The sequence below is a fragment of the Hydrogenophaga defluvii genome, assembly GCF_042665235.1.
Classification (GTDB): domain Bacteria; phylum Pseudomonadota; class Gammaproteobacteria; order Burkholderiales; family Burkholderiaceae_C; genus Hydrogenophaga; species Hydrogenophaga defluvii_A.
This window is the reverse complement of sequence record NZ_JBHTBZ010000088.1, coordinates 45,305-67,921: the sequence shown is the minus strand read 5'-3', so window position 1 is coordinate 67,921 and position 22,617 is coordinate 45,305. Positions and strand designations below refer to the sequence as shown.

The window sequence follows — 22,617 nt, the reverse complement described above, 5'->3', positions numbered from 1 at the left end:
TTGTGGAGTGGTTTGCCGAAGAAGCCAAACGTGTCAACGGCGAAACCCTGCCCCAGTTCGACAACAACCGCCGCCTGATGGTACTCAAGCAGCCCATCGGCGTGTGTGCCGCCATCACGCCCTGGAACTTCCCGCTGGCCATGATCACCCGCAAGGTGGCACCGGCCCTGGCAGCGGGCTGCCCGGTGGTCATCAAGCCGGCCGAGCTGACACCGCTGACCGCACTGGCCGCCGGTGAGTTGGCCCTGCGCGCGGGCATCCCCGCCGGGGTGCTCAACATCGTCACGGCCGACAGCGACAACAGCATCGCCGTGGGCAAGGTGATCTGCGCCAGCGACGTGGTGCGCCACCTCTCATTCACCGGCTCCACCGAGGTCGGGCGCATCCTGATGGCGCAGTGCGCGCCCACGGTCAAGAAGATGTCGCTCGAACTGGGGGGCAACGCGCCCTTCATCGTGTTCGACGACGCCGACATCGACAGCGCGGTGGAAGGTGCTTTTGCCAGCAAGTACCGCAACGCCGGCCAGACCTGCGTGTGCTCCAACCGCCTCTATGTGCAGGAAGGGGTGTACGACCAGTTCGTGGAGAAGTTCGCGGCCAAGGTGAAGACCGCCAAGGTGGGCAACGGGTTTGAGGACGGGGTGAACCAGGGCCCGTTGATCGAGGAAGCCGCACTCGTGAAGGTGCAACGCCATGTGGACGATGCCGTGGCCAAGGGTGCGCGGGTGGTGGCCGGGGGCAAACGCTTGGAAGGCCAGTTCTTCGAGCCCACGGTGGTGGCCGATGCGACGGCGGACATGTTGTGCGCCCGCGAGGAGACCTTCGGCCCCTTTGCGCCCATCTTCAAGTTCACCACCGAGCAGGAGGCGATTGACGCGGCCAACAACACCGAGTTCGGGCTGGCGAGTTACTTCTACAGCCGTGACATCGGCCGCATCTACCGCGTGGCCGAGGCGCTGGAGTACGGCATGGTGGGCATCAACGTGGGCATCCTCGCCACCGAACACGTGCCCTTTGGTGGTGTCAAACAGTCCGGCCTGGGCCGTGAGGGCTCGCACCACGGCATGGACGACTACGTCGAGATCAAGTACCTCTGTGTGGGCGACATCCTCAAATAAGGCCATCCGGCCGCTGAGCCCGCCACCCGGCCTTATGCCTGGCCCCGCAGCAGGCGCAGCACCTCATCGGCGCTGCGCCGGAACAGCACCGGCACGTCGCCCGCTGGCACCGGGCGGCTGGTGAGGTAGCCCTGCACCTGATCGCAGTCCAGCTCAAACAAGCGTTGGGCCTGGGCAGGGGTCTCGACCCCTTCGGCCACACACGACATCTTCAGGGCCTTGGCGAGCGACACCATGGAGCTGACCAGGGTGTAGGACGCCGGGTCTGTCAACATGGCGCGCACAAAACCCTGGTCGATCTTCAGTTCGGTCAGCGGCAGGCGGGCCAGATAGCCCAGAGACGAGTAACCCGTGCCGAAGTCGTCCACGGCCAGCCCCACACCCATGTCGCGCACGCGGCGCAGCGTGGCGATGGTGCGCTCGACGTCATCGACAAAACCGCTTTCGGTGATCTCGATGTCCAAGCCAGGATCGGCACCGCCAACGGCCAGCGCCTCTTGCACCGCATCCAGAAAACCTTTGTCCTGCAGTTGTTGCACGGCCACGTTCACCGACACCCGTGGCGCCTCGCCCAGCGCGGACAGCCAGGTTTGGCGATCAGCGACCGCCTGTTTCAGTATCCACTTGCCGGCCTCCACGATCAGGCCCGACTCCTCCATCAGCGGAATGAACGTGGCGGGTGAGATCAGGCCGGTGGCGCTGCGCCAGCGGATCAGCGCCTCGACACTGCCCATGTGACCGGTACGCAATACGTACTTGGGCTGGTAGTGCAACTCGAACTCACCCTTTTGCAAGGCCTGGCGCAACCTGCGCTCGGTGTCGAACTTCTCGGCCACCACGGCCGACATCCTGGCGTCGTAAAAAACCACCCGCTCGGCAATGCCCTTGGCGCGTTTGAGCGCCGCTTCTGCGTGACCAAACAGCTCGTCAGCGGTTTCGCCGTCCCGTGGATAAATGGCCAACCCCACGCGCGCGCCCACCTGCAAGGTGTCGGCGCCCACGGCGAACTCACGGGCAAAGGCCCGCTCGTACAACATTTGCGACAGCCGCAGCAACTCAAAGTCGCCAGGGGCGCCAGGCAGCATGAGCGCAAACTGGTCAGCGCCCACGCGGGCCACGCGTGAGGCATCGCCCGTCACCTCCAGCACACGGCGGGCCACCTGCTCCAGCAGCTTGTCGCCCACGTGGCGGCCGAGGTTGTCGTTGATGGACTTGAAACCGTCGATGTCCAGAATGGCCAGCACCAGCGACTGGCCCACCGTGGCGGCCATGGCGATGGATTGGCTCAGGCGTTCGCCGAACAGGCTGGCATTGGCGCAGCCTGTGAGCTGGTCGTAGTAGGCCAGGCGCTGCATGTTCTCGGATTGCCGGATATGCGCCATGGCAAATGAGATGTCGCCCGCAAGCTCGGACAACAAGCGGCACTCCTCGGCATCGAAAACGTTGACTTCTTCGGCGTGCAACGCCAGCCAGCCCACCGTGGTGTGCTGGTCTGTGAGCGGAAACACAGCCATGGCACGCAGGTGCCAGTATTGACTGCGTGGCGCAAGGCCCATCCAGTTGTCGTTCTGGAGGTTGTTGATCACCACCGGCCGTTGGTGTTGCATCAGCTCGAGAAAACGCGCGTCGTCCCGCTGCAGGTAGGTGCTCAGACGCGGCGCGAAATGCGCAAAGTAGCCCTGGCTGCGTTCGCCTTCACACCAGGCGACCATGACCGGCAGTTGTGTCACCGGGTCCATGAGGCCCACCCACACGCGCAGGAACCGCCCGGTCTCGACGGCGATGCGGCACGCCTCCTGGTAGAGCTCGTTGGTGTCGGTCGCGCGCACGATCAGGCCGTTGATGGCGCTGAGCACCGAGGTCACGCGGTGCAAGCGTTGCGCACGCAACTCCGCTTCCTTGCGCTCGCTGATGTCCTCGTGGGCGATGACCACGCGCACCGCCTGGTCCAGCTCGAAACGCGTCACCCTGGCCACAAACCAGTGGCGCTCCTGGGTGCGGTCCGTGATCTGGTACTCCAGCGAAAACACCGCCTGGCGCCCCGACAACACCTCACGCACACCGCTGCGCAAGGCCGCCACACTGTCAACCGCAGCGGTCGGTTGGCGGCGGCCGTTGGCAAAAAAGTCCACACCCTCTGCGGGCCGCCAGGTCGGATCGGGCAAGGTGTCGCGGAACACTTTCCAGGCCTGATTGACCGCCAGCACCTGACCACCCGCGTCCAACACACAGATTTGCTCCGCCAGCGCGTTGAGGGTGGAGCGGTTGAATCGCTCTGACAGGTTGAGCAAGTGCTCGGCCTGCTGGCGCACGGCCACCTCCTTCTGCAACCGCGTCAGCTGTTGCCGCAGGCGCTGATGCAGGTAGCTGTTTTCGTAGATGCGGCAGGCCTGCCGCAAATGCACGGTCAGCGTGGTTTCGTCCTCGCTGCTGAACGCGTGGTCGCCCACGCTGTCGATCAACATCAGCCAGCCCAGATTGTGGTCCGGTGTGGTGAGCGGTGCCGCCAGCGCGTGGCGGGGCGCTTCGTGGTGGCCCCATGGCACCAGCGCCAGTTCGGTGGCGGCGCTCAGAGACGACCAGCGCACCACGTTGGCCACCAGTGGCGCCCCCTTCCCCCACGTCTGCGCCCGTGCCCATGCCAACCAGCGCGCGTTGTCGGCATCGGGCACGCCAGAGGTGTAGCAGGTGGGCGCCTCCTGCAGCTCACCCTGCCGCAGAAACAACACCGCCACACGGGCACCGAACAAGCTTCGCACCCCATGGCACAAGCGCTGCAACAGTGCGACGGGGTCGCGCTCGCCGGCCATTTCTGCGCACAGATCGGTGAGCGCCGCGAGGCGCCGGTTCGCGCCATGCAACTGCTGGGTGCTTTCAATCAGTTTGCTGGACAGCAGGCGCAGGTGTTCCGCATCGAACTCGGTGGAGGACAACACGTCTGAGCTGGGCTGATCCACCGCGGTGCCTGGACTTGTGAGGGCCGCCGTGACGATGTCGAGCACGATTTCGGGGTCGCAAGGTTTGGTGATGACGTTGACCACACCACAACTGCGCGCCAACACCCATGCCTCGTCTTCCAAAAAGGTGGCCGAATAGAACAGCACCGGCGTGGACCGGGCCTGGGGGTCCTGCCTCAGGCGTTTGACGAACTCAAAACCATCCATGGTGGGCATGAGGATGTCGCAGATGATCAGGTTGGGCTGGAAGCTGTGGACCAGCGCCAGCCCTTGTGCGCCATCGGCCGCTTCTGCCGTTTCATGCTCCAGGTAATGCAGCAGGGGAATCAGCACGTCCCGGTTGGTCGCCACATCGTCGATGACAAGGACGCGGGCCATGAGCCGCTTTCAGTCCAGATCGCCGCAGGTGCCACCTGCCGCGCCCCGACCCAGAAAATGCCGGAGTTCATCCAAAATGGTTTCGGGATCGATGGGCTTGGACATGTAGCCATCAAAACCCGCCCCGATGACCCGCTCGTGATCGCCTGGCATCGAGTAGGCGGTCAGCGCGACCACCAGCAAACCACGGGTGCGTGGGTTGCTGCGGATGTGCGAGAGCAGTTCGTAGCCGTCCAGCACCGGCATCTGGATGTCGGTCAGCACCAGATCCGGCAAGGCGCTGGAGAGGTGCTCTAGCGCCTCCTGACCGTTGGTGGCCAACAACGTCTGGTAGCCGCCGCTGTGCAGCAGATAACGCATCAGCTCCAGGCTGGCGGGGTTGTCTTCAACAAGCAGGACGCGGCACGCCATGTCAACCCCCCAGGCGCAACGTGAAACAGCTGCCCTGCCCCAGCACACTGTCCACCGTGATGGTGCCCCCCAGGGCATGGGCCAGCCGCTGGCTCAGGTGCAAGCCCAGGCCTGTGCCTTCGATGCCCGCAATGGCCGCCGTTTTGCCCCGGTTGAAAGCATCGAACAGTCTGTCCAGCGCCTCGGGCGGGATGCCGATGCCCGTGTCCGTGATCTTGATCTCCACCACCGGCAACGCGCCAGGTCCGGGCTGCGCACTCAGCGCCACCAACACCCCACCCCGGTCGGTGAACTTGATGCCGTTGGCCACCAGATTGATGACGATCTGTGTGACCAGTCGGCGGTCGGTCGGCAACACCACGGGGCCAGGCGCTGCCTCGAAGCACAAGTCCAGGCCTTTGGCCTGCGCCTGCGACGACAAGGTCGACAGCACGCCCTCCACCAGTTCACGCAGGTCCACCGTCTCGATGGCCGGCACATGCTGGCCGGCTTCGACCTTGGCCACATCCAGCAGGTCGTTGATCAGCGCGAGCAGGTGTTTGGCGCTGCTTTTTACCGTGCCCAACTGCTTGGCCTGTTCGTCGTTGAGCGGGCCGGGCAGTCGGATCAGCAAGGTGCCAGTGAAACCGATGATGGCGTTCAGCGGGGTGCGCAACTCGTGGCTCATGCTGGCCAGAAAGCGGTCCTTGGCCTCGTTGGCACGGGCCAACTCCAGGTTCTTTTCCTGCAAGATGCGCTCGATGTGCTTGCGTTCGCTGACATCGCGGACCGCGCTCATGACAAAACTGCCGTCGTCGGTGCGCAGCGGGCTCAGGCTGATCTCGATCGGGAACTCGCTGCCGTCGCGGCGACGACCCCAGAGGTCCAGCCCCGAACCCATGGCCCGTTTGCGCGGCTGCAGAAAGTAGCGCGAGCGGTGCCCCACGTGGGCTTTGCGAAAACGCTCGGGCAGGAGCTGATCGACCACCACACCCCGCAGCTGCCCAGGGCCATAGCCAAACAAGTTTTCAGCCTGGCTGTTCGCAATCACGATGTGGCCGGTGGCGTTGGCCATCACGATGCCGTCGGGCGTGGACTCCAACAGATCGCGGAACCGAGCTTCCATGAGCTTGGCGTCACGCTGGACCTTGATCGCCGTCACATCCTTCTCGGCCATCACCAGCACCGGCAACCGATCAGCCCCAGGCCGCACACACCGGCATGACACATCCACGAACAACAACGAGCCGTCGGCACGCCGCCGCACCGCCTCAAACTCGACGTGCTCGGAACCAACCAGCTGGCGCCAGCGGTGCTCAAACTCGTCCACCTGATCGGGCGGCACCAGATGCTCGGCATACCGCTGTCCCAGTATCTGGCTGGCCGGGTAGCCGAAGATGCGCTCGCCCGCAGGGCTCCATGCGAGCACCAAGCCGTCCATCGACAGCACACAAGCCGCGTCGGGGTTTTCCTGAAACAGGATGTGGTTGAGATCCACAGACTCGGGCATTGACATCACATTTGCATGACGCGCCAACCAGCTCGCCACGGTGCGTGGTTTGAAGTGCCGGGCTGGCACCCCTTGATGTGCACTGTTATCAATTTGTCAAACCATGTCAAGCTGCAGCAGTGGCACGGCGGCGTGGCGGCCAGCTGTTTCGGGGTGCATCTGGCCCAGGGAATTCATCAAGTAAACTACGCGCCTTCGCGGGTGTCGTTCAATGGTAGGACTCTTGCTTCCCAAGCAAATAACGTGGGTTCGATTCCCATCACCCGCTCCAGATAGCTGACCGATACGGTCCAAAAATCCCTCAAAACCCGCATGTCTCCTGGCATTGCGGGTTTTTTGTTGTCCAGCCCGGTCCAAGCACGTAGCATGGCATACCGTCACGTTGACGGTATCTCCGACGGTATGTCAGACGGTACCGACACCCCACCACCTCAAAATACCGTCAAAAGTACCGTCAGGAGTCCCTCCATGCCACTCAAAGACACTTTTGTTCGACAGGTCAAGTCAACCGGCAAACCCACCGGGGACAAGTACGCAGACGGTGACGGCATGTACTTGCTGGTGAAGCCATCCGGGAAATACTGGCGCATGGACTACCGCCACCTGGGCAAGCGCAAGACCCTATCCATCGGGACCTACCCCGAGGTTCCGATAGTCAAGGCCAGGGAGCGCCGTGCAGAAGCCAGGGAACTGCTGGCAGCGGGCATCGACCCCAGCAACGCCAAGCAGGAGGCCAAACAGGCCGAAAAGCAGGCGGCCACCAACACATTCGAGCTGGTCGCCCGCGAGTTCCATGCCGTGAAGGCCGAGGGCTGGAGCGAGGGCCACGCCACGAAGTGGTTGCGGATGTGCGAGCTGTACCTGTTCCCGAGGCGACCAACAATTCCGCGAGCGGCGGGTGAAGCAGCTCGCGCGCCTGCTCAACTGTGCCAGCCAGCCACTGGTCCACATCCACCGCCTCGATGGGCACCACGCTGCGCTTGTCCTGCTGATCCGCTGTTAGCTTCGGGTCGGGCTTGTGCATGCGGCTCATGATGGGGTGATCGTCGGCGTTCACCGTCAGCATGGTGAAGCTCTCTTGTACCTCGCCCGTGAGGTCGGGCGCATGGGTCAGGTCGGCGCCCAACATGTCGATGCGCTCGCGCAGCACCCGCAGACGGCGGGACAGCATGGCGATCTGCTTTGCGGCGGCCGGGTCGCCGGTGGGGGCCAGGCCAACCACCTCGGCCAGGTGGCGGATGTGGGCTGGGTGCAGCGCCACCGTGGCGGTCTGCCCTTCCCGGCGCTGGCTGACCAGCACCAGCCCGTCCTGCTGTTCGACCTTCAAGGCCGGGATGTGCACGACGGTCACCCGATTGCCTCCACAGGCTGGGCAGCTTTGGGATGGCGGGTCATCCACAGCCAGCCACCCGCTGCCTGCAGTCGGGCGAACAGTTCGGCGGTGGTGGTGGCGGGGTCCGGTTCCGAAACTGCAGCAGATGGCTTCTCTAGATGGTGTCCGTGTGGCGGTACAGAGGAAGGGGCAAAAGTGGCCTCCATAGGACCGTGGGGCGGTACAGGGGGCGCACTCTCTGTACCGTGGGGCGGTCCTATGCGGGCACGCTCTGTACCGTGGGGCGGTACAAGCCCCGCGTTTTTCAGCGGCTGGGTTTTGCGGTAGGCACTGCGCACGAACGTCTCGACGGCACCCACGTCATAGCCCGGCAAGCGATCCAGGGTCTGCCAGGTCACGGCGTACCAACTGGCTTTGTTCGGACGGCAGCCCAGCACGGTCTGGTGAATGAAGCCCCCCGCCAGCAACTCCGCCTTGGCCTTGGTCAGCATGTCTGCCGACTTCCACCCGCGTGTTGCCATGTACGCGCGAGACAACAGCAAGCGGCCGTTGTTGTCCCTGACGTACTGGCGCGCCACCTCCAGCAGCAGCGCACGCGCGTGCACGCTCAGACGCTGATAAGCCGGGCTGTCCACCACCGCCCACGGCAGCGCGATGAACCCGCCCTCATCGCGGCCTGAGCTGCCTTTACGGGACTTGTTACGCCCGTTCGCCATGGCGGCCTCCCTCCAGCACAGCCACATCGGGCCCGTCCAGCACCGCCAGCGCGTCCTGCAGGCGGCCCAGTGCGGCCTTGGCACGCTGATACGCCTCCTTGTGGTCTGCGGCGCCGACAGTGGCGCGCGTGGCAACCGTCTGGACCACCGCCGTCAACGACAACACCGGGGCCGGCAAGCCCTGGCGCTGGCCAGCCGACAGGCCCACGGTGCGGTTCACCAACTTGTCGAAGTTGGCGTGTACCCAGTGGCGGTTCTCCGATTCAGCAGCCAACTGGTGCACCCGGTCATGCAGCTCGTGATAGCCCGGGAGGTAGTCACGCTGGCGGGTTTCGGCAGCGGCGCGGGCATCGCGGAAGGCCTTCACCAGCTCGACCTTGAGCGCGCGGACATTGGCGGTGTTGCGGCTGTAGGCCAGCAGCAGATAAGCCTGGTCCTCGGTCAACAGCGCAGAACGTTCAGGGCGCCCACCCTTCGCGCCCTTCGGAGGTTTTGCGATTTCAAATCGCACAACCCCAAGCGCCTTGAAGTCTTCCGGGTAGGCCTCCACCAACTTAAAGGCGCTGCGGTGCTGAATGCCGAGGTGGTGGGCAAGGTCGCGGGTATCGACGCGGGGTTCCTCGCGGGCGGTGATTATGGTTATGGCGGCGGTCATTTGGCACCCCCGATCACGGCAGGTTCCGACTCCAGGACGTACAAGGCAGCCCCGCGATGTGGCCACCCGTCACGGTCCCACAGCGTCACACGCTTGGTCAGACTGCTGTACCCGAAGCGGTCACGCAGCTCCTTGATGCGTGCGGGCGCCTGATAACACCTGAGCCGGCGCAAGTCATAGCTGGTCTGTGGGCCGATGCGCAACGCCCGGATGATCCGGTCCCGCTGGGCTTCTGCTGATGTGGACCGGCTGACCCCCACCAAAGATTGCGCGGCGGCGTGGAGATTTGTAGAGTCAGGCTTGTCTGACCACTCCGGGAAGTTTGGCTTGGACACCTGAACGCCCCCGGCCTCACCCCCGGGGGCTTTCTTTTTGCGGCGGTCAGGTCGTGACATGAGCAACCTCCTTGCGCTGGCGCAGCGCCGTGACAACCTTCTGCAGCGTCGCCAAGTTGCCGGTGCGCAGCGTCACCGGGCCATCGGTGAACACGAACTCAGGGCGGCCGGTGTCACCTTCAATGGGCACCACCGTGGCGCCCATGAGCGCCGCAGCGGCCTGCACGTCAGACAGTGGCTTGTTGATGGGGTTGAGGTTCATGCCGTCACCCCGCCTTCCAGCTTGGCCAAGAAGGCCTCCACCTCGGCCGGCGCGTTGAACATGCGGGTGGCGTCGCCCTTCGACAGCAGCAGCAGAACCTGGGCTGTGTCCATATTGCGCACCTGGGTCAAGGCGTAGCCCTGGCCGGCAGCGGCTCCCTGAAGGCGGGCCAGCACCTTGCGGGATGGCGCCTTAAATCGCGCTCGGCTATCGGAGACTTCCACTTGGGCGGCGAGCCATTCCCGGATGTCACCAGCCCGCCAGCCGCTCACGTTCTGAGACAAGCGGATGGGGCTGGGGTGAACGCCTTTGGCAACGCCGCTGTACCAGTGCGACGGGCTTGCATCGATCAGTCCTGACGGATTTTTTTCCGTGATGAGCAGCCGGGCGATGCGGATGATCGCGTCGTCGGGCATGGCTGCAAACCAGTCAGGTGCAGACGGCTGTGGAGAGGTCTTTTTCGTATCAGCGACAGTAGGCACAGGGCACTCCTGGTAGGTGCTCCCACAGCCGAAGCGTCCTTGCGGCTGTGGTTGCGAACAGGTATTTGCGAACGCCTGTGCAGGCTATCGGACCGGATTGGAGTCAACGAATTTAGGTGGGGTCAAACGCCTTTCACAAGCACGCCAGCGCAGCGCTGAAAAACAACATACGGGGAAAAATTGCTTATGAATCAACGTGCCACTGGTGTGGACAACATCAGAACGGGCGGTCGTAGTGTTTGCCGTCGGTGCAGGACGTTGTAGCGGTTGAAGTCTTCCAAATCAGTCCGAAAAACCACGCCCAACTTGCATTCACCTGGCACCGTGCTACAGTGCAAATAGGTGCTAGTCACACCTTGAATCAGCGTCCATGCCCCCACGTCAGCGGGGCTTTGCCATTCCTGGAACTTTTGGTTTTGGGGAGGGGAGCGCCCATCCGTAAGGCAGGCGGCATGGCTGATTCCATGTGACTACACCCCTCCCCACCCGATGGCCTAGTCAGTTGTCGTGTGGGCTTCAATCTCAATCAGGAGCCTTGATCCATGACATCCGTCATCCCCCTGGCCGGCCGCAGTGCCGCCGCTTCCCCCCTGCCTTCCACCCCCGAGCTGATCGGCCTGCACGGCATGGCCGAAAACGCCTTGGCCACCGCGCTGCACGAGCTGCGCCGCCTGGACGGCACCGCCGACAGCCTGCGCCTTGCCACGGCACGCGCCACCCGAGCCGGCACGCTACTGCGCCGGGCGTGTGAGAGCCTGAACACCTTGGAGGGTTGAGCGATGTGCATGACCAACCACCAACCGGACGAAGCACCAGAGACACCAGCATTCGTCCCATGCACACCATCCCAACATGCCAGCATCAACAAGATCAAGCCCGAGCGTCTGCTGGCGCTAGATGACGGCCCGCAAGGCAAGACAGCCCTGCTGGAGTTCCCCGAGGGCTGGCAGCGCACCATAGCTCTGCCCACACAGGCCGATGCGTGGCACCCGATGTTTGACGATCTGACCAAGGCTGAGCGCGATCGCCTGTGCGCCCATGTGGCCCCTCCTGTTGTTCGTCGGCCCGACGGCACGCGCTACCGGAAGGGCCCTCTTTCCTTCATCACGCTGGAACTCAACAGAGAGTGCAAGTGGAATGGTGCGCGGCTTTTCGATGTTCCTGCCGAGGACTACGGCGCTGGAAGCATCACCGGCTACCGCTGTGCCGGCGAGCTGCTGTCGGCATTGCAGCGTGGCTACGGGCCGCACATTGACATCAGAGGCATTCTTGATGAGGTGACGGCGGTCCAAAATGAGCCGTTCGGCAGACCCAGCCGACGGGGTGCTGCCGTGGCTTTCATGGAAGTCGTCAAGGAATCAATTGTCTTCATGGCGAAACACGGCAACCACTCCGAGTTTTTGGGCCGACGCGTCGCAGACTCGGAGAAATATCACGCCTACGCCATTGAACAGAAGGCCAAGGAGAAGGCCGCTTTCGTGGTGCGCATGCAGGCAGCGAGAGAGGCCAAGGCAGCCAAACCCGAGCACCAGCCGGCCAGCCACTGAGCAAAATGCTGTCGGAGCAACACCAAATATTGGGCCACCACATGACCAAGAAACTAGCCGCTGTACTCGCTTGGCACTACACCACAGGTGAAAAATTCAGGTACATCGTTGTCTCTGGCGAGCTGATCCCTACGGCCTTTGCTGCCCCTGAAAATGAACGCCCTGTTCTCTGGTTCTCGCTGAATCAGAGTTTCGAACCAACGGCCGCCAAGTGGCTAATTGACCCTGTTACTGGCATCAAGCGCGGCGCGACCATGGCCGAGATGATGGAACTTGGCGGTGGTCTGGTTCGCTTTGGAGTGAGTCCGCGCCGGCTGCTGATGGGAGAGCAGTTGCGCACGCGCGCAGGCATCAAGCGAACCGAATGGGCCTCCCTTTGCCGTTCTGCCTTTGTGATGGGCGCGGACCCGGCGCATTGGTTGGGCACTCTTGATCCTGTTGAGGTGGAGACATGCGTGGTGGAAGTCATGGACAAGGCTGGCGCCTGGGTACGCGTCTCGTCCACGGCCAGCCACTGACCATAGCGAACTGCAGCCAGAAAGTCACCACCACCACACCCGGCCGCGCGCCGGGTTTCTTCTTCCTGGGTCACGCTTCGTGCACGGACCGTGACGCGACGTGACGCGCCAGTGACGCGTCGGCACGCGTGGTGCACGGTTAGCGGTTTCACGAAGTGGACAGAATGGTCTGCGCTGGTGCTGGCGCAAGACGCTGGCGATGACCAGCATGAGAAAGCACCCCGGTACGACGGATTTTGAAACGATCAAGAACCGAATCGTGCCGTCCTACGCCCAAAGCGATACCGGAGCGGTGCGTATTGTGCGCCAGATTCAGCCGCACGCTGGGCGACAGTTGCAAGGTGGTCCGGCAATCTTGCCGGACCACTCTCGGACTTTGCCTTGTGCTGATTGCTGCCGGCCGCTTGGGCTTTAGCCCAGTCCTGGGCCGATGCCACGATGGCGGCCTGTTCAGCGTTTGATTTGGGGGGGGGTGCACTGAGTGCATCCCCCCCTTTTGCGCCGAGCCGTCTGACGGGAACCAGCCACGAACAGTCGCAGATGCCAATCGGACACTGAATGTCCTATTGGAGGCACCGGGTCAAAACGTTGCGCGTTGCGGTGCGGGTGGTGGGCGTATCTGTGTGATTCACACAGATAGCCTGCATCTAGCGGAAACCGCCAGATAGGCGCCCTGGTAGCGGGCGCATCTGTAAGCGGATTACAGATGGTCTTGGCTCTCTTTCCGCTGGAAATCCGCCGCCATTCCGCAGGAAATCCGCAGCGCCCTCGCTGGAAATCCACCGGAAAACCTTGGCTACCTGGTGGCAACTTTTGGCAACCAGCCGGCGCCGTCACCCCTGCCGGCCACCCTGGGCTGGTGGCATCAACGCCCACGAGAAAGCCCCAAACGCGAACAGCAGGCCGGCAAGTTGTTTGGCGAGGGCCAGGGCCTCGCGCGGCGTCAGGTCGGCAATCACGTCGTCGCCGATTTCAACCTTGAGCCGCCCATGCGGCAGGCTGGTGGTGCTCACCGAGCGGTCCAGCGTCTGGTCAATGGGCTCGTAGTACCCGTTCGCCACGGTACGGATGAGGCCGTCCGTTCTCAGGTTGCTGAGTGTGGCGTCCACAGTGGCAGACGACAGGCCGGTGATTTCCTGCAACCGCTGGCGGCTGGCCGGCTGGGAGTGTTCCGCTAGGTCCAGGATGGACTGCAAAACGATCTGACGGGATGTGCGGGGCTTGGGGTCGGTCATGCGCGTGGCCTCCTTGGCTGGGCGGGATTGTGCCGCAGGGGGGTCGGAAACTGTGTGTGCACCGGGGGTTTGGCCTGCTCGTAGGTCTTGCCGTTGCCGAAGCCGGCTGCTTTGGCGGCGAGGTCGCGGGTCTTGCCAGCCTTGAGTTCTTCCTCCACTTGCAACCGGAGATACCCGTCCAAAAGAACACATTTAGGGCATCAGTAATGGTGGAATTTTTTCCACCATTTCCGGGCCTGCCTACGCGGCCCTGCAACTCCCCCTCCAGCGCCTTGCCGATTTCCACGCGCTCGCTCACGGTGAAGTCTTGCACCGCAAGGGTTCAACAGGCGTTGACCACCCGTTGAACGGACGTTGAACAGCCGTTGCAGGTGCGTCACCTGAAACGTTACGGAGACGTTGCAGGTCCGTTTCAGGTTGCCCAGAATGTCCCGCTGCAGGACATTGGCAGCCGGTCAGGTCGAAACGGTAGACGCCACTTCCCTTTTGGCCAGCGGATCACCTTTTGATACGGCCGGGCCTCAGACTGCCGGCAAAGGAGATGCCGATGAAGCCGACAGAATTTTGGAGTTGGTCCCTCAAACGCGAGAATGGCCTTGGCCGACATGTCATGAGCGGAAAGTACACCGAAGTCATGGCCGCCACGTACTGGCCCGACCGCGCCCCGGAAAAGGTGCCCGGGTCAGTAGAGATTCGCAACCTGCCCGAGACACCCGAGGAAGTGCTGATGAACATGCCGGGGGCTTGGCGCAACTGCCCATCGGCACAGCCTCGAAACACTCAGGCGGCGCGCGAGTAAGGCAGACGGGCCATGTCATGAAGACCGATCAACCGCACCGGCTTTTCGATTTCGACCGCGAGCCGCTGGGCCTGCTGCCTGAGTCAATGAAAACCACCATCAAGGTGAACGACCAGCGAGCCATTGCCACCCTGCACGCGCCGAGGCGGCGGGCAGGGACCACAATGGAGACAAGCGGTCAGGGCCTCGGGCGGATGGCGCGGCTGCTTGGGGCTTTCGGCCGGCTGCTGCGGTGATCTGGCCTGCGGCAGACCGTTGCAAAGGGGTCACGATCCGTTTTGTCGGTATTTTTGACGGTACTCATCGATTGAAACTTGAAACAACCTAGTATTTATGCGGCCTTTAGCGATTCATTAGATTCCCATCACCGCTCCAGATCACCCCATCTGGCGCATCACAAACCTACAATCTTGTCACCATGCGCCGCTGGCTGACCGCGCTCATCGCCCTGCACTTCTTCGTTTGTGTGGGCTTTTTTGTGAACGCCCATGCCAGCACCCTGCCAGGTCCCGGGTTGGAGCAGGCGTCCCAGCAGCTCTCTGAGTTGTTGAGCCCACCCAGGGGCGACGACCTCCAGGGCCACACGCCCGATCAGGGCCTGAGTGATCCCCCGACCGAATCGCCTGAGTGGCTGGTGGTGGCCGATGCCACCCTGCCAGCCTCGCCGGCCTTGGCCACGCCCACGGCCCCATTGCGCCCACCCGTCGAGCCGCCCGCGCTTGAGGGGCCACAACGCCCGCCGCCCGCCGTCGCTCGCGTTTGACAACGGCCAGCCCGTTCAGGGCCGCGCCGATGCCGGTGGCGTTCCGCTGCCGATCACCTTTGTTTTTTTCGGGCCACTTTACCTATGGACTTCCTGCTGGATCCCAACATCTGGATTGCATTTGCCATGCTCACCGCACTTGAAATTGTGCTGGGCATCGACAACATCATCTTCATCTCCATCCTGGTGGGCCGTTTGCCACCCCACCTCAGAGACAAAGCCCGCCGCCTGGGTCTGGGATTTGCCATGCTGTCGCGCTTGGCGCTCCTGTTCACCCTCAGCTGGATCATGGGGCTGACCGCCGATCTGTTCTCGGTCATGGGCATGGGCATCAGCGGGCGCGATCTGGTGTTGCTGTTCGGTGGCCTGTTCCTGCTCTACAAAGCCTCGCACGAAATTTTTGTCGAGGTCGAGGCGCGTGAACAGGATGTGCCGCCACAAACCGATCCGGCCGCGATGAAGGCCGCCGGCACCAAGTTGTTCTGGGCCATCATCGGTCAGATCGCCATCATCGACATCGTGTTCTCACTCGACTCGGTCATCACAGCCGTCGGCATGGTGGACAACCTGTCCGTGATGGTGGCGGCGGTGGTGGTGTCGGTCGGTGTGATGCTGCTTGCCGCCAAACCGATCGGTGAATTTGTCGACAGCCACCCTTCCGTCAAGGTGCTGGCGCTGGCCTTCCTGGTGATGGTGGGCATGGCGCTGACCGCCGAGGCCTTCGACCAGGAAGTGCCCAAAGGCTACATTTACGCGGCCATGGCCTTTTCCCTGGTCGTGGAGGCGTTGAACCTGCGTGCCCGCGCCAAACGGCGGGCGCTTGAGGCCAACAACGCGGCAGGCCACTGACCCACACCGGCCTCACTTGAGAGGCTGGCCGTTGCTGTCAAACACCCGCAGCGCGATGGGCACGGCGGCACCCACGGTTTGGGTGACGGTGCAGTACTGCTCGAACGTGTCCAACACGCGCTGCAGGTGATCGAGCTGCGCGGCCGGCACGCCCAGGTGCATGTCGGCCGCCATGCTCAGCACACGCAGCCGCCCTTCGGCGTTGCGCCCGACTTCGGCCAACACCTGGGTGCGTATGGGCTCAGGCGCCTGCTTGAACTTGCGCAGCGCGAACAGCAATGAGTCGGACAGGCAGTTGCCCACCGAGGCCGCCAGCAGTTGCACCGGCGATGGCCCGGCAGAGGCACCCAGCGGTGGCGGCTCGTCGCCCACCAACGCGGGCACAGGCGCGCCGAACTCGATCAGAAAGCGGTAGTCCTGTTGTTGGGTCAGCGAAACGGAGACGGTGGTTTGGCTCATGGCGAAGGCCTGGTGGGCGCCCAAATCGCGAGCTTGTCGCTCAGCTCATCCGGGCGCATGGGTTTGGAGAGGTAGTCGTTCATGCCAGCGGCCAGGCAATCGTCGCGATCCCCTTGCATGGCGTTGGCGGTCATGGCAATGATGGGCACGGCCGGCCAACCCTTGAGCGCCTCGAGTGTGCGGATGTGGCGGGTGGCTTCGATGCCGTCCATCACAGGCATCTGCATGTCCATCAGCAGCAGGTCAAAGGGCTGGCCTGCACCCACGGCGTCAAGCGCTTCCTGGCCGTTGTGGGCCAGCGTCACCTGATGCCCCCAGCGTTGCAGCAAGTGCTTGGCCAGCTTTTGATTGACCGGGTGGTCTTCCACCAGCAAGACCCGCAGGCTGGCGGCGATGTGTGGCGCATCCACCGCCTGCGGCCCTTTGACCGGCGCCGCCGTGGCCTCGGCATCGCTCAGGCCCATGGGCAACAGCACGTCAAAGGTCGTGCCCTGCCCCGTCTGGCTCTGCACCCGCAACTGGCCGCCCATCAGGGTCACCAGCCGCTGGGTGATGGTCAGGCCCAGCCCGGTGCCACCGTATTGGCGGGTGGTGGAGGTGTCGGCCTGCGAAAACGCATCAAAAATGCTCTCCAGCTTGTCGGGTGCGATGCCTATGCCCGTGTCGCGCACGGTGAACCGGAGCAAGATGCCCGTCGCCATCGCTGGCCCCCAACCGATGTCGAGCACCACCTCACCACGGGCGGTGAACTTGATCGCGTTGCCGATCAGGTTGACCAGCACCTGGCGCAGCCGGGTCGGGTCACCCACCACCTGGCGTGGCAGCGCCTGGTCCACGCGGCAGGTCAGCACCAAGCCTTTTTCCTGCGCCCGCATGCGCAGGGCATGCAAGCCCAACTCAACACTGGCGCGCAAATCAAACGGCACCTGTTCCAGCGCCAGTTTGCCGGCTTCGATTTTCGAGAAGTCGAGGATGTCGTTGATGATGTCGAGCAGCGATTCGGCCGACTGCTTGACGATGAGCATGTGTTCGCGCCGCTCGTTGTCGCTGGGCGCCTCCAGCGCCAGTTGGCTCATCCCAATGATGCCGTTCATGGGCGTGCGGATTTCGTGGCTCATGTTGGCCAGAAAGGCGCCTTTGGCCAGGCTGGCGGCTTCGGCTAAGTCGCGGGCGATGCGCAATTCGCGCTGAGCCTCGCGCCGTTCCATGGCCTGGCCAATCTGCATCGCAATGCTCTCCAGCAGGGTCTGCTCCTCCGGCAGAAAAGGCTTGTCCACGCCCACGACGGGCTGACGAAACACCTCGACTTCGACCTGCCGATGGGCACTGGACAGCTGCGCCACCTGGCGCCATGGACTCTCGAAAAAATGGAGCGACGTGCACACCAGATCGCCCCAGCGCACCCGCGCACAGGTGGACGCCGGCACCAGCCAACCGGGCGGAATCAGGCCCACCACCGCCGACAAAGCCTGTGCATCGCTCAGCGCGTCGTCCTGCAGGGCCTGGGTCACGGCGTTGAGGCAGGTCCACTCCTTGACCCGCTCACCCAAATCCACGACCGTTTGTTGCAGCGAGCGTTGTGCCTGCTTCAGCGGTGTGATGTCGGTGCGAACCGAAACGTACTGGTAGGGCCGGCCGGATTCGTCGAGAAACGGCACGATGGTGGCGTTGACCCAGTACAGGCTGCCATTCTTGTGGCGGTTGCACACCTCACCCTTCCACACCTGCCCCGATGAGATGGTGCGCCACATGTCACGAAACAGCTCGGGTGGGTGCACACCCGAATTGACGATGCGGTGGCTGGCGCCGAGCAATTCCTCGCGGGAATAGCCACAGATGTCCACAAAGCGGTCGTTGGCGTAGACGATGTCGCCGGCTCGGTTGCTGGCGGAGGCAATGGTGTGTTGGTCGATCGCAAAGATCTGCTGCTCCTGCAGCCGCAGGATGGTTTGCAAACGCAGGTTCTCGGCCTCGACAGACTGCAGGCGCTGACGGCTTGCCTGCAGGGCGTGCGACTGCTCATCAAGCAAACGTCGCAGTTTGTCCAGCTCTTGCGTCATTGGCAGCGAGACTACACACAAGCCCCTCGGCCCGCACTGACCTTCGTCAGCCCAGGGCGTCCTTCACACACTTTTTCTCAAAGCTGTTCTTGGCGGCGCCATGCAGGTTCTTCTCTTTCGAAGCCGCCTGGCAGCTGGCCGTGGCGTCTTTTTCGCACTTCTTGAGAAAGGAGGTTTTGGCTGCGCCGGCCAGCTTCTTCTCGGCAGCGGCGGCATTGCAGGAGGGGCCTTCCGCCTGTGCGTGGGTGGACACGGCGGCAGAGACGGTGAGGGCGATCAGGCAGGCAAGGTGTTTGAACATGGGCGTGTCCCAAAAAGATCTCAAACTCCCTGTCCTTGAATTGTGGCGCAATAACGTTGCGAAAATTCGGTCAGCGGCAAGGCCTTGCTGTACAGCCAGCCCTGCCCCAGGTGGCAGCCGATGTCGCGCAGGTGGCTCAACTGCGCTTCGGTCTCCACACCCTCGGCCAGCACTTCGACGCCAAAATCACGGCCAAGCTCAACAATCATGGCCGCCAGTTTGCGCGCGCGCTCGTCATGCTCCAGCCCGCTGACCAGGCTCTGGTCAATTTTCAGTTCCTGAAAGCGCAGTTCGAACAAGCGCCCCAGGCTGGAGTGCCCGGTCCCGAAGTCGTCGATGGCAAGCTCGAAACCGTGGCCAATCAAAGCCTCCAGCGAGTCTTGCACCTGGCTGTGCTCCAGTGTGAAAGCGGTTTCGGTGATCTCCAGACGCAGGCGCCGAAACGGCACGTCGTGGGTTTCACACAAAGCCACCAACCAGTCGGCAAAGCTGCTTTCCTCCAACTGGCGCATGCTGACGTTGACCGAGATGCGCAGTGAGGATTGCGGCCAGCTCGCCAGCGTTTGAACCGCCTGCGCCGTCACGCGCTCGCCCAGGTCGCGGATGGCGCCGGTCTGTTCCGCCATGGGAATGAATTCAGCGGGCATCACCAGACTGCCGTCGCGCCGGCGCCAGCGCACCAGGGCTTCGGCCCCGATCGCCTGTCCATCGCTCAGGCGCACCTGGGGTTGCAACCACATCTCGATCCGGTTTTCCGCCAGTGCGTCCTGCAGATCGCTCAGCAAACGCACCCGGCTGCGGACTTCGTTGCCCAGCGCCTCCGTCCAGCGCCCGCTGCGCAACTGGCGCCCACCGGGCAGACGCGACACCACCAGGCCCGCCTCGTCGATGGCCTGTGTCACCGAATCGCCACCGACAGACCAACCCACCCCCATGGGCAGCTGCAGCTCCAGGCCAGCCACCGCCACGGGCCGCGCCAACACGGCCAGCACCCGTTCGCGGGCCATGCCCAGGTCGCCGGCCGGCAAGGCCAGCGCAATGCGGTCCCCGTTGACCCGCGCCACGCGGGCCTCGTGGCCCAGTTCCCGGGCCAGCCGGTGCCCGACCTCGGCGATCAGTTGTGAGGTCACGGCTTCGCCGAGCGTTCCGCGAATGTCCTCCAGTTCATCGATCTGCACCTGCGCAAACAAGCCCCCCAGCGGCTGCAGGCCACGGCGAAAACCGGCCCGGTTGGGCAACCCGGTTTCCACGTCGTGGTGGGCGAGGTGCTCCATGTCCTCGAACACTTGCACGTTGTCCAGACCCAGGGAGATGTTGTAGGCGAACACTTCGAGCATGTGGCGGGCCACGTCGTCCAGCGACGCCTGGGCGGTGAGCAGCACCACCAGGTCGTCACCGCTGACGGAATGGATGCGCACGGCCTCGAAGTCGGCGATGGTGGTGACCGAGCGGCCGAAATCCTGGCCCAGACAATGTTTCAATGGGGCTGGCAGGCGGTCCAGCGGCTGCCCGACCAGATCGCGGTAGACACCTGCGCCCGCCACCACGTGGCCGTCGCGCTGACCGGTGTCGCGCCCGCGCAGCACCACAGCCCCCTGCGGCAGGCATTCGCTGATGTCGCAGATCTGGGTCAACACCCCTTCGGCAAAACTTTGCATCGAGTGCCGCTGAGTGACCAGCGTGCCCGATGCCGCGACCACTTTTTCCAGCCCACGCTGGTGCGCCTGCAGCTTGACCAGTTGGTGGTAACCGCGAACCGCCACCGTCAACGAGGTGACCAGCCTCACCTGGCTGAGCTCGCCCTTGGTCTTGTAGTCGTTGATGTCGTAGCGGCGGATGATGTCCAGCTCCGGCGCGTAACCGGGCTGGCCGGTGCGCAGAATGATGCGCAGCGCCTCCCGCCCTGGCATGGCGCGTATGCGTTCGACGACCCTCAGCCCGGCGTCTTCGGACTCCATCACCACATCGAGCAGCACCACCGCGATGTTGGGTTCGTGGGCCACGGTCTCCAGCGCCTGGCGGGCCGAGCGCGCCTGAAGCAACTCCAGCGGGCGGTCGTCTATGTCCACGTCCCGCAGACTGAAGGCGGTGGCGCGGAACACATCCTCCTCGTCGTCCACCACCAGCACGCGCCAAGGGCTGCGGCCCTTGCTCAGGCTTTTGACCGTGATGGTCTCGTCCTCGAACAGCAAGATGTCATCCCCATCCGCCGGGGCGTCGTGGTTCGGATCGGCGCCCGCAGGGCCCAGGTCAGTGGATGGCATAGATCACGGCCTCCTGTGAATTTTGGGTGGGGTCGCGCTGAGGTGCGCTGGGCGGCAACTGGATGTCGATGCTGGTGCCGGCGCCCGCTTCGCTGCGCACCTGCAGCCGACCACCCAGCAGACCAACCACGATGTTGTGCACGATGGCCATGCCCAGGCCGCTGCCGCCGTGGCCCAGCCGCGTGGTGAAAAAGGGTTCGAAGACCCGGCTCAGGACCTCCTCACTCATGCCGCTGCCGTTGTCGCTGACGCGCAGTCCGATCAGCCCCGGCGCAGCCTCGAAACACACCAGCGAGACGCACCGCGCATGGGCTGGGTCAGGCTCCCCGTCCCCAAACGCATGGACCGCCGCGTTGTTGATCAGGTTGGTGACCACCTGTCCCAAGGCGCCTGGGTAGCTGTCGAGAGCAATGCCTGCGGGCACCTGCAGCTCCACGGCGATGCCTTTGCCGCGCAGGCTGGGCCGCAGCGAGGCCAGCACCTCATCCAGCGTGCCGGCCAGATCGAACCGCCGGCGCTGCGAGCCGGCGCGGTCCACCGACACCTGCTTGAAGCTGCGCACCAGGCCGGCCGCGCGGGCCAGGTTCTGTGTGAGCAAGTCGCTGGCTTGCTGCACGTCGGCAATAAAGCCGTCCAGCATGGAGCGCTTGATGCCCCCCTCGGCCAAGGCCGAGGCAAACCGTTTGCGCTTTTCCTCCAGGCTGCTGGCCACTTCCACCGACACCCCCAGCGGTGTGTTGAGTTCGTGCGCCACACCCGCCACCAGGCTGCCCAGCGAAGCCAGCTTTTCGGCCTCCACCAGCTCGGTCTGCGTGTCGCGCAGGCGCTGGCTGGCGGCCTGTTCCTCCTCCAGCAGTTGCTGACGCTGGCCCAGAAACTGCCGCACGCGGTTCATCTGATCCAACAGTTCGGAGAACTCGGCGCTCAAGGGGAAGCGGGGTTGTTGCACCGCCACGTCGCCCTCGGCCAGCCGCTGCAGAGAACGCGCCACCCATTCCACTGGCGCAATCACCCGCTGCGAAATGATCTTCAAAGCAAACATCGCCAGCAACAACATGAGCACCAACGCCAACGCGGCCAGCACGATGGCCCAGTGGGTCACCGTGCGGGCGCGGTTGAGGTTCTCCAGCGCCACGTCCACCTGAAGCTCGTACAAAGCCGTGAAGCGCTCATTGAAAATGCGCAGCGCGTAGACGTAGTAGGCACCGTCCTGGCCCGTGCCCAGGCTGCGGTCCAGGCCCACCTCCAGCAGGCGCTCGCGCAGGTCGTCCAGCGATGTGCGGGCCTGCGCCGCCAACGAGGCCTCCTTCGGCGTGAGATAGGTCAGCATGTAAGCACTCCACAGGGCTTCGATCTGTGCCCAATCGTCCACCGGGGACGGGCTCGCTGCGGCCTCGTATTCACCGCTGTGGTAACGCCCGGGAATGCGCACGTTGATGGTGTCGGCGATCAGCGTCAGGCTGCGCAACGGCACCACCCGGTCGTCGTAGACCGTGTTGAGCATGGCTATCTGAAACTGCCCGAACACCACCCACGCGGCAAACGCGATGATGGCCATGCCACCCAGGAGCGCGAATATCCAGCGAAGTGTGCGCTGCACCGACTGGTCCAGCCGGCGCTGTATGGCCACCATGTTGACGTCCTCCCAAACGGATATCCCGGCACGCCGCGCACTGCCGGTGTGAA

Annotated in this window: 23 protein-coding genes and 1 tRNA gene; 10 read left to right on the top strand and 14 right to left on the bottom strand. The window is 63.8% G+C overall.

The window, feature by feature from the left end:
* Window positions 1-1,118, top strand: a 1,118-nt coding sequence (locus tag ACFQU0_RS20990; RefSeq protein ID WP_382204079.1) for an NAD-dependent succinate-semialdehyde dehydrogenase, incomplete at its 5' end; no start/stop codon positions are given.
* A gap of 32 nt (window positions 1,119-1,150) precedes the next feature.
* Here the strand turns inward: ACFQU0_RS20990 and ACFQU0_RS20985 are convergent.
* Genes ACFQU0_RS20985 through ACFQU0_RS20975 form a run of 3 tightly spaced genes read right to left on the bottom strand, consistent with a single transcriptional unit; the run spans window position 1,151 to window position 6,353 of the window.
* Window positions 1,151-4,453, bottom strand: a complete 3,303-nt coding sequence (locus ACFQU0_RS20985; protein WP_382204078.1) for an EAL domain-containing protein — start codon at window positions 4,451-4,453, stop codon at window positions 1,151-1,153.
* 9 nt (window positions 4,454-4,462) lie between these two features.
* The gene (locus ACFQU0_RS20980; protein ID WP_382204076.1) at window positions 4,463-4,864 is read right to left on the bottom strand and encodes a response regulator; all 402 of its coding nucleotides are present in this window, start codon (window positions 4,862-4,864) and stop codon (window positions 4,463-4,465) included.
* A 1-nt stretch (window position 4,865) separates the two neighbouring features.
* Window positions 4,866-6,353: a PAS domain S-box protein gene (locus tag ACFQU0_RS20975; RefSeq protein WP_382204074.1), complete on the bottom strand. Its 1,488-nt coding sequence runs from the start codon at window positions 6,351-6,353 to the stop codon at window positions 4,866-4,868.
* Window positions 6,354-6,550: 197 nt separating this feature from the next.
* On the opposite strand from ACFQU0_RS20975, the gene ACFQU0_RS20970 reads away from it, so the two are divergent.
* Both ACFQU0_RS20970 and ACFQU0_RS20965 read left to right on the top strand, forming a co-directional pair.
* Window positions 6,551-6,624, top strand: a tRNA-Gly gene (locus ACFQU0_RS20970).
* 41 nt (window positions 6,625-6,665) lie between these two features.
* Window positions 6,666-7,388 carry a tyrosine-type recombinase/integrase gene (locus tag ACFQU0_RS20965; RefSeq protein WP_382204072.1) on the top strand — a complete coding sequence of 241 codons (723 nt, stop codon included), beginning with the start codon at window positions 6,666-6,668 and terminating at the stop codon, window positions 7,386-7,388.
* A 312-nt stretch (window positions 7,389-7,700) separates the two neighbouring features.
* Here ACFQU0_RS20965 and ACFQU0_RS20960 read toward each other — a convergent pair whose 3' ends face one another.
* From ACFQU0_RS20960 to ACFQU0_RS20940, 5 genes are read right to left on the bottom strand one after another with little or no spacing between them, the layout of a single operon-like run.
* The gene (locus ACFQU0_RS20960; protein ID WP_382204070.1) at window positions 7,701-8,402 is read right to left on the bottom strand and encodes a hypothetical protein; all 702 of its coding nucleotides are present in this window, start codon (window positions 8,400-8,402) and stop codon (window positions 7,701-7,703) included.
* A complete protein-coding gene (locus ACFQU0_RS20955) occupies window positions 8,386-9,057 on the bottom strand; it encodes a Rha family transcriptional regulator (protein ID WP_382204068.1) in 672 nt (223 codons plus the stop codon). Before ACFQU0_RS20955 ends, ACFQU0_RS20960 begins: the two co-directional genes overlap by 17 nt.
* Window positions 9,054-9,452 (bottom strand): helix-turn-helix domain-containing protein, encoded by a 399-nt coding sequence (locus ACFQU0_RS20950; protein WP_382204067.1) that lies wholly within the window; start codon window positions 9,450-9,452, stop codon window positions 9,054-9,056. Before ACFQU0_RS20950 ends, ACFQU0_RS20955 begins: the two co-directional genes overlap by 4 nt.
* Entirely contained in the window at window positions 9,439-9,654 is a 216-nt protein-coding gene (locus tag ACFQU0_RS20945) for a hypothetical protein (protein WP_382204065.1), read from the bottom strand. Before ACFQU0_RS20945 ends, ACFQU0_RS20950 begins: the two co-directional genes overlap by 14 nt.
* Entirely contained in the window at window positions 9,651-10,070 is a 420-nt protein-coding gene (locus ACFQU0_RS20940; protein ID WP_382204063.1) for a helix-turn-helix transcriptional regulator, read from the bottom strand. Before ACFQU0_RS20940 ends, ACFQU0_RS20945 begins: the two co-directional genes overlap by 4 nt.
* 608 nt (window positions 10,071-10,678) lie before the next feature.
* Here ACFQU0_RS20940 and ACFQU0_RS20935 point away from each other — a divergent pair.
* The 3 genes from ACFQU0_RS20935 to ACFQU0_RS20925 are packed head-to-tail and all read left to right on the top strand — an operon-like array spanning window position 10,679 to window position 12,201.
* The gene (locus ACFQU0_RS20935; protein ID WP_382204061.1) at window positions 10,679-10,912 is read left to right on the top strand and encodes a hypothetical protein; all 234 of its coding nucleotides are present in this window, start codon (window positions 10,679-10,681) and stop codon (window positions 10,910-10,912) included.
* Window positions 10,913-10,921: 9 nt separating this feature from the next.
* Window positions 10,922-11,683: a hypothetical protein gene (locus ACFQU0_RS20930; RefSeq protein ID WP_382204059.1), complete on the top strand. Its 762-nt coding sequence runs from the start codon at window positions 10,922-10,924 to the stop codon at window positions 11,681-11,683.
* A gap of 41 nt (window positions 11,684-11,724) precedes the next feature.
* Entirely contained in the window at window positions 11,725-12,201 is a 477-nt protein-coding gene (locus ACFQU0_RS20925) for a hypothetical protein (RefSeq protein WP_382204057.1), read from the top strand.
* A gap of 833 nt (window positions 12,202-13,034) precedes the next feature.
* Here ACFQU0_RS20925 and ACFQU0_RS20920 read toward each other — a convergent pair.
* Entirely contained in the window at window positions 13,035-13,436 is a 402-nt protein-coding gene (locus ACFQU0_RS20920; RefSeq protein WP_382204055.1) for a hypothetical protein, read from the bottom strand.
* A gap of 547 nt (window positions 13,437-13,983) precedes the next feature.
* Here ACFQU0_RS20920 and ACFQU0_RS20915 point away from each other — a divergent pair.
* The 4 genes from ACFQU0_RS20915 to ACFQU0_RS20900 all read left to right on the top strand — a co-directional run bounded on the left by ACFQU0_RS20915 (window position 13,984) and on the right by ACFQU0_RS20900 (window position 15,847).
* A complete protein-coding gene (locus ACFQU0_RS20915) occupies window positions 13,984-14,235 on the top strand; it encodes a hypothetical protein (RefSeq protein WP_382204053.1) in 252 nt (83 codons plus the stop codon).
* A gap of 17 nt (window positions 14,236-14,252) precedes the next feature.
* A complete protein-coding gene (locus tag ACFQU0_RS20910; RefSeq protein ID WP_382204051.1) occupies window positions 14,253-14,471 on the top strand; it encodes a hypothetical protein in 219 nt (72 codons plus the stop codon).
* Between the two features lie 182 nt (window positions 14,472-14,653).
* The gene (locus ACFQU0_RS20905; protein ID WP_382204050.1) at window positions 14,654-14,998 is read left to right on the top strand and encodes a hypothetical protein; all 345 of its coding nucleotides are present in this window, start codon (window positions 14,654-14,656) and stop codon (window positions 14,996-14,998) included.
* A gap of 84 nt (window positions 14,999-15,082) precedes the next feature.
* On the top strand, window positions 15,083-15,847 hold the full coding sequence (locus tag ACFQU0_RS20900) for a TerC family protein (RefSeq protein WP_382204048.1): 765 nt from the start codon (window positions 15,083-15,085) through the stop codon (window positions 15,845-15,847).
* A 12-nt stretch (window positions 15,848-15,859) separates the two neighbouring features.
* On the opposite strand, the gene ACFQU0_RS20895 is transcribed toward ACFQU0_RS20900, so the two are convergent.
* From ACFQU0_RS20895 to ACFQU0_RS20875, 5 genes are read right to left on the bottom strand one after another with little or no spacing between them, the layout of a single operon-like run.
* Entirely contained in the window at window positions 15,860-16,306 is a 447-nt protein-coding gene (locus tag ACFQU0_RS20895; protein ID WP_382204046.1) for an OsmC family protein, read from the bottom strand.
* On the bottom strand, window positions 16,303-18,366 hold the full coding sequence (locus tag ACFQU0_RS20890; protein ID WP_382204044.1) for a PAS domain-containing hybrid sensor histidine kinase/response regulator: 2,064 nt from the start codon (window positions 18,364-18,366) through the stop codon (window positions 16,303-16,305). The genes ACFQU0_RS20895 and ACFQU0_RS20890 overlap by 4 nt, the downstream gene beginning before the upstream one ends.
* Window positions 18,367-18,412: 46 nt before the next feature.
* Window positions 18,413-18,667: a PsiF family protein gene (locus tag ACFQU0_RS20885; RefSeq protein WP_382204042.1), complete on the bottom strand. Its 255-nt coding sequence runs from the start codon at window positions 18,665-18,667 to the stop codon at window positions 18,413-18,415.
* 20 nt (window positions 18,668-18,687) lie between these two features.
* The gene (locus ACFQU0_RS20880; RefSeq protein WP_382204040.1) at window positions 18,688-20,931 is read right to left on the bottom strand and encodes an EAL domain-containing response regulator; all 2,244 of its coding nucleotides are present in this window, start codon (window positions 20,929-20,931) and stop codon (window positions 18,688-18,690) included.
* Window positions 20,918-22,564 carry an ATP-binding protein gene (locus ACFQU0_RS20875; protein WP_382204038.1) on the bottom strand — a complete coding sequence of 549 codons (1,647 nt, stop codon included), beginning with the start codon at window positions 22,562-22,564 and terminating at the stop codon, window positions 20,918-20,920. The genes ACFQU0_RS20880 and ACFQU0_RS20875 overlap by 14 nt, the downstream gene beginning before the upstream one ends.
* Between the last annotated feature and the right edge of the window lie 53 nt (window positions 22,565-22,617).

What these genes read in the sequence shown, in the direction of transcription:
- ACFQU0_RS20985 (WP_382204078.1), bottom strand. Translation starts at nt 4,453, where the DNA reads ATGGCCCGCGTCCTTGTCATCGACGATGTGGCGACCAACCGGGACGTG.
- ACFQU0_RS20980 (WP_382204076.1), bottom strand. Translation starts at nt 4,864, where the DNA reads ATGGCGTGCCGCGTCCTGCTTGTTGAAGACAACCCCGCCAGCCTGGAG.
- ACFQU0_RS20975 (WP_382204074.1), bottom strand. Translation starts at nt 6,353, where the DNA reads ATGCCCGAGTCTGTGGATCTCAACCACATCCTGTTTCAGGAAAACCCC.
- ACFQU0_RS20965 (WP_382204072.1), top strand. Translation starts at nt 6,666, where the DNA reads ATGTCTCCTGGCATTGCGGGTTTTTTGTTGTCCAGCCCGGTCCAAGCA.
- ACFQU0_RS20960 (WP_382204070.1), bottom strand. Translation starts at nt 8,402, where the DNA reads ATGGCGAACGGGCGTAACAAGTCCCGTAAAGGCAGCTCAGGCCGCGAT.
- ACFQU0_RS20955 (WP_382204068.1), bottom strand. Translation starts at nt 9,057, where the DNA reads ATGACCGCCGCCATAACCATAATCACCGCCCGCGAGGAACCCCGCGTC.
- ACFQU0_RS20950 (WP_382204067.1), bottom strand. Translation starts at nt 9,452, where the DNA reads ATGTCACGACCTGACCGCCGCAAAAAGAAAGCCCCCGGGGGTGAGGCC.
- ACFQU0_RS20945 (WP_382204065.1), bottom strand. Translation starts at nt 9,654, where the DNA reads ATGAACCTCAACCCCATCAACAAGCCACTGTCTGACGTGCAGGCCGCT.
- ACFQU0_RS20940 (WP_382204063.1), bottom strand. Translation starts at nt 10,070, where the DNA reads ATGCCCGACGACGCGATCATCCGCATCGCCCGGCTGCTCATCACGGAA.
- ACFQU0_RS20935 (WP_382204061.1), top strand. Translation starts at nt 10,679, where the DNA reads ATGACATCCGTCATCCCCCTGGCCGGCCGCAGTGCCGCCGCTTCCCCC.
- ACFQU0_RS20930 (WP_382204059.1), top strand. Translation starts at nt 10,922, where the DNA reads ATGACCAACCACCAACCGGACGAAGCACCAGAGACACCAGCATTCGTC.
- ACFQU0_RS20925 (WP_382204057.1), top strand. Translation starts at nt 11,725, where the DNA reads ATGACCAAGAAACTAGCCGCTGTACTCGCTTGGCACTACACCACAGGT.
- ACFQU0_RS20920 (WP_382204055.1), bottom strand. Translation starts at nt 13,436, where the DNA reads ATGACCGACCCCAAGCCCCGCACATCCCGTCAGATCGTTTTGCAGTCC.
- ACFQU0_RS20915 (WP_382204053.1), top strand. Translation starts at nt 13,984, where the DNA reads ATGAAGCCGACAGAATTTTGGAGTTGGTCCCTCAAACGCGAGAATGGC.
- ACFQU0_RS20910 (WP_382204051.1), top strand. Translation starts at nt 14,253, where the DNA reads ATGAAGACCGATCAACCGCACCGGCTTTTCGATTTCGACCGCGAGCCG.
- ACFQU0_RS20905 (WP_382204050.1), top strand. Translation starts at nt 14,654, where the DNA reads ATGCGCCGCTGGCTGACCGCGCTCATCGCCCTGCACTTCTTCGTTTGT.
- ACFQU0_RS20900 (WP_382204048.1), top strand. Translation starts at nt 15,083, where the DNA reads ATGGACTTCCTGCTGGATCCCAACATCTGGATTGCATTTGCCATGCTC.
- ACFQU0_RS20895 (WP_382204046.1), bottom strand. Translation starts at nt 16,306, where the DNA reads ATGAGCCAAACCACCGTCTCCGTTTCGCTGACCCAACAACAGGACTAC.
- ACFQU0_RS20890 (WP_382204044.1), bottom strand. Translation starts at nt 18,366, where the DNA reads ATGACGCAAGAGCTGGACAAACTGCGACGTTTGCTTGATGAGCAGTCG.
- ACFQU0_RS20885 (WP_382204042.1), bottom strand. Translation starts at nt 18,667, where the DNA reads ATGTTCAAACACCTTGCCTGCCTGATCGCCCTCACCGTCTCTGCCGCC.
- ACFQU0_RS20880 (WP_382204040.1), bottom strand. Translation starts at nt 20,931, where the DNA reads ATGCCATCCACTGACCTGGGCCCTGCGGGCGCCGATCCGAACCACGAC.
- ACFQU0_RS20875 (WP_382204038.1), bottom strand. Translation starts at nt 22,564, where the DNA reads ATGGTGGCCATACAGCGCCGGCTGGACCAGTCGGTGCAGCGCACACTT.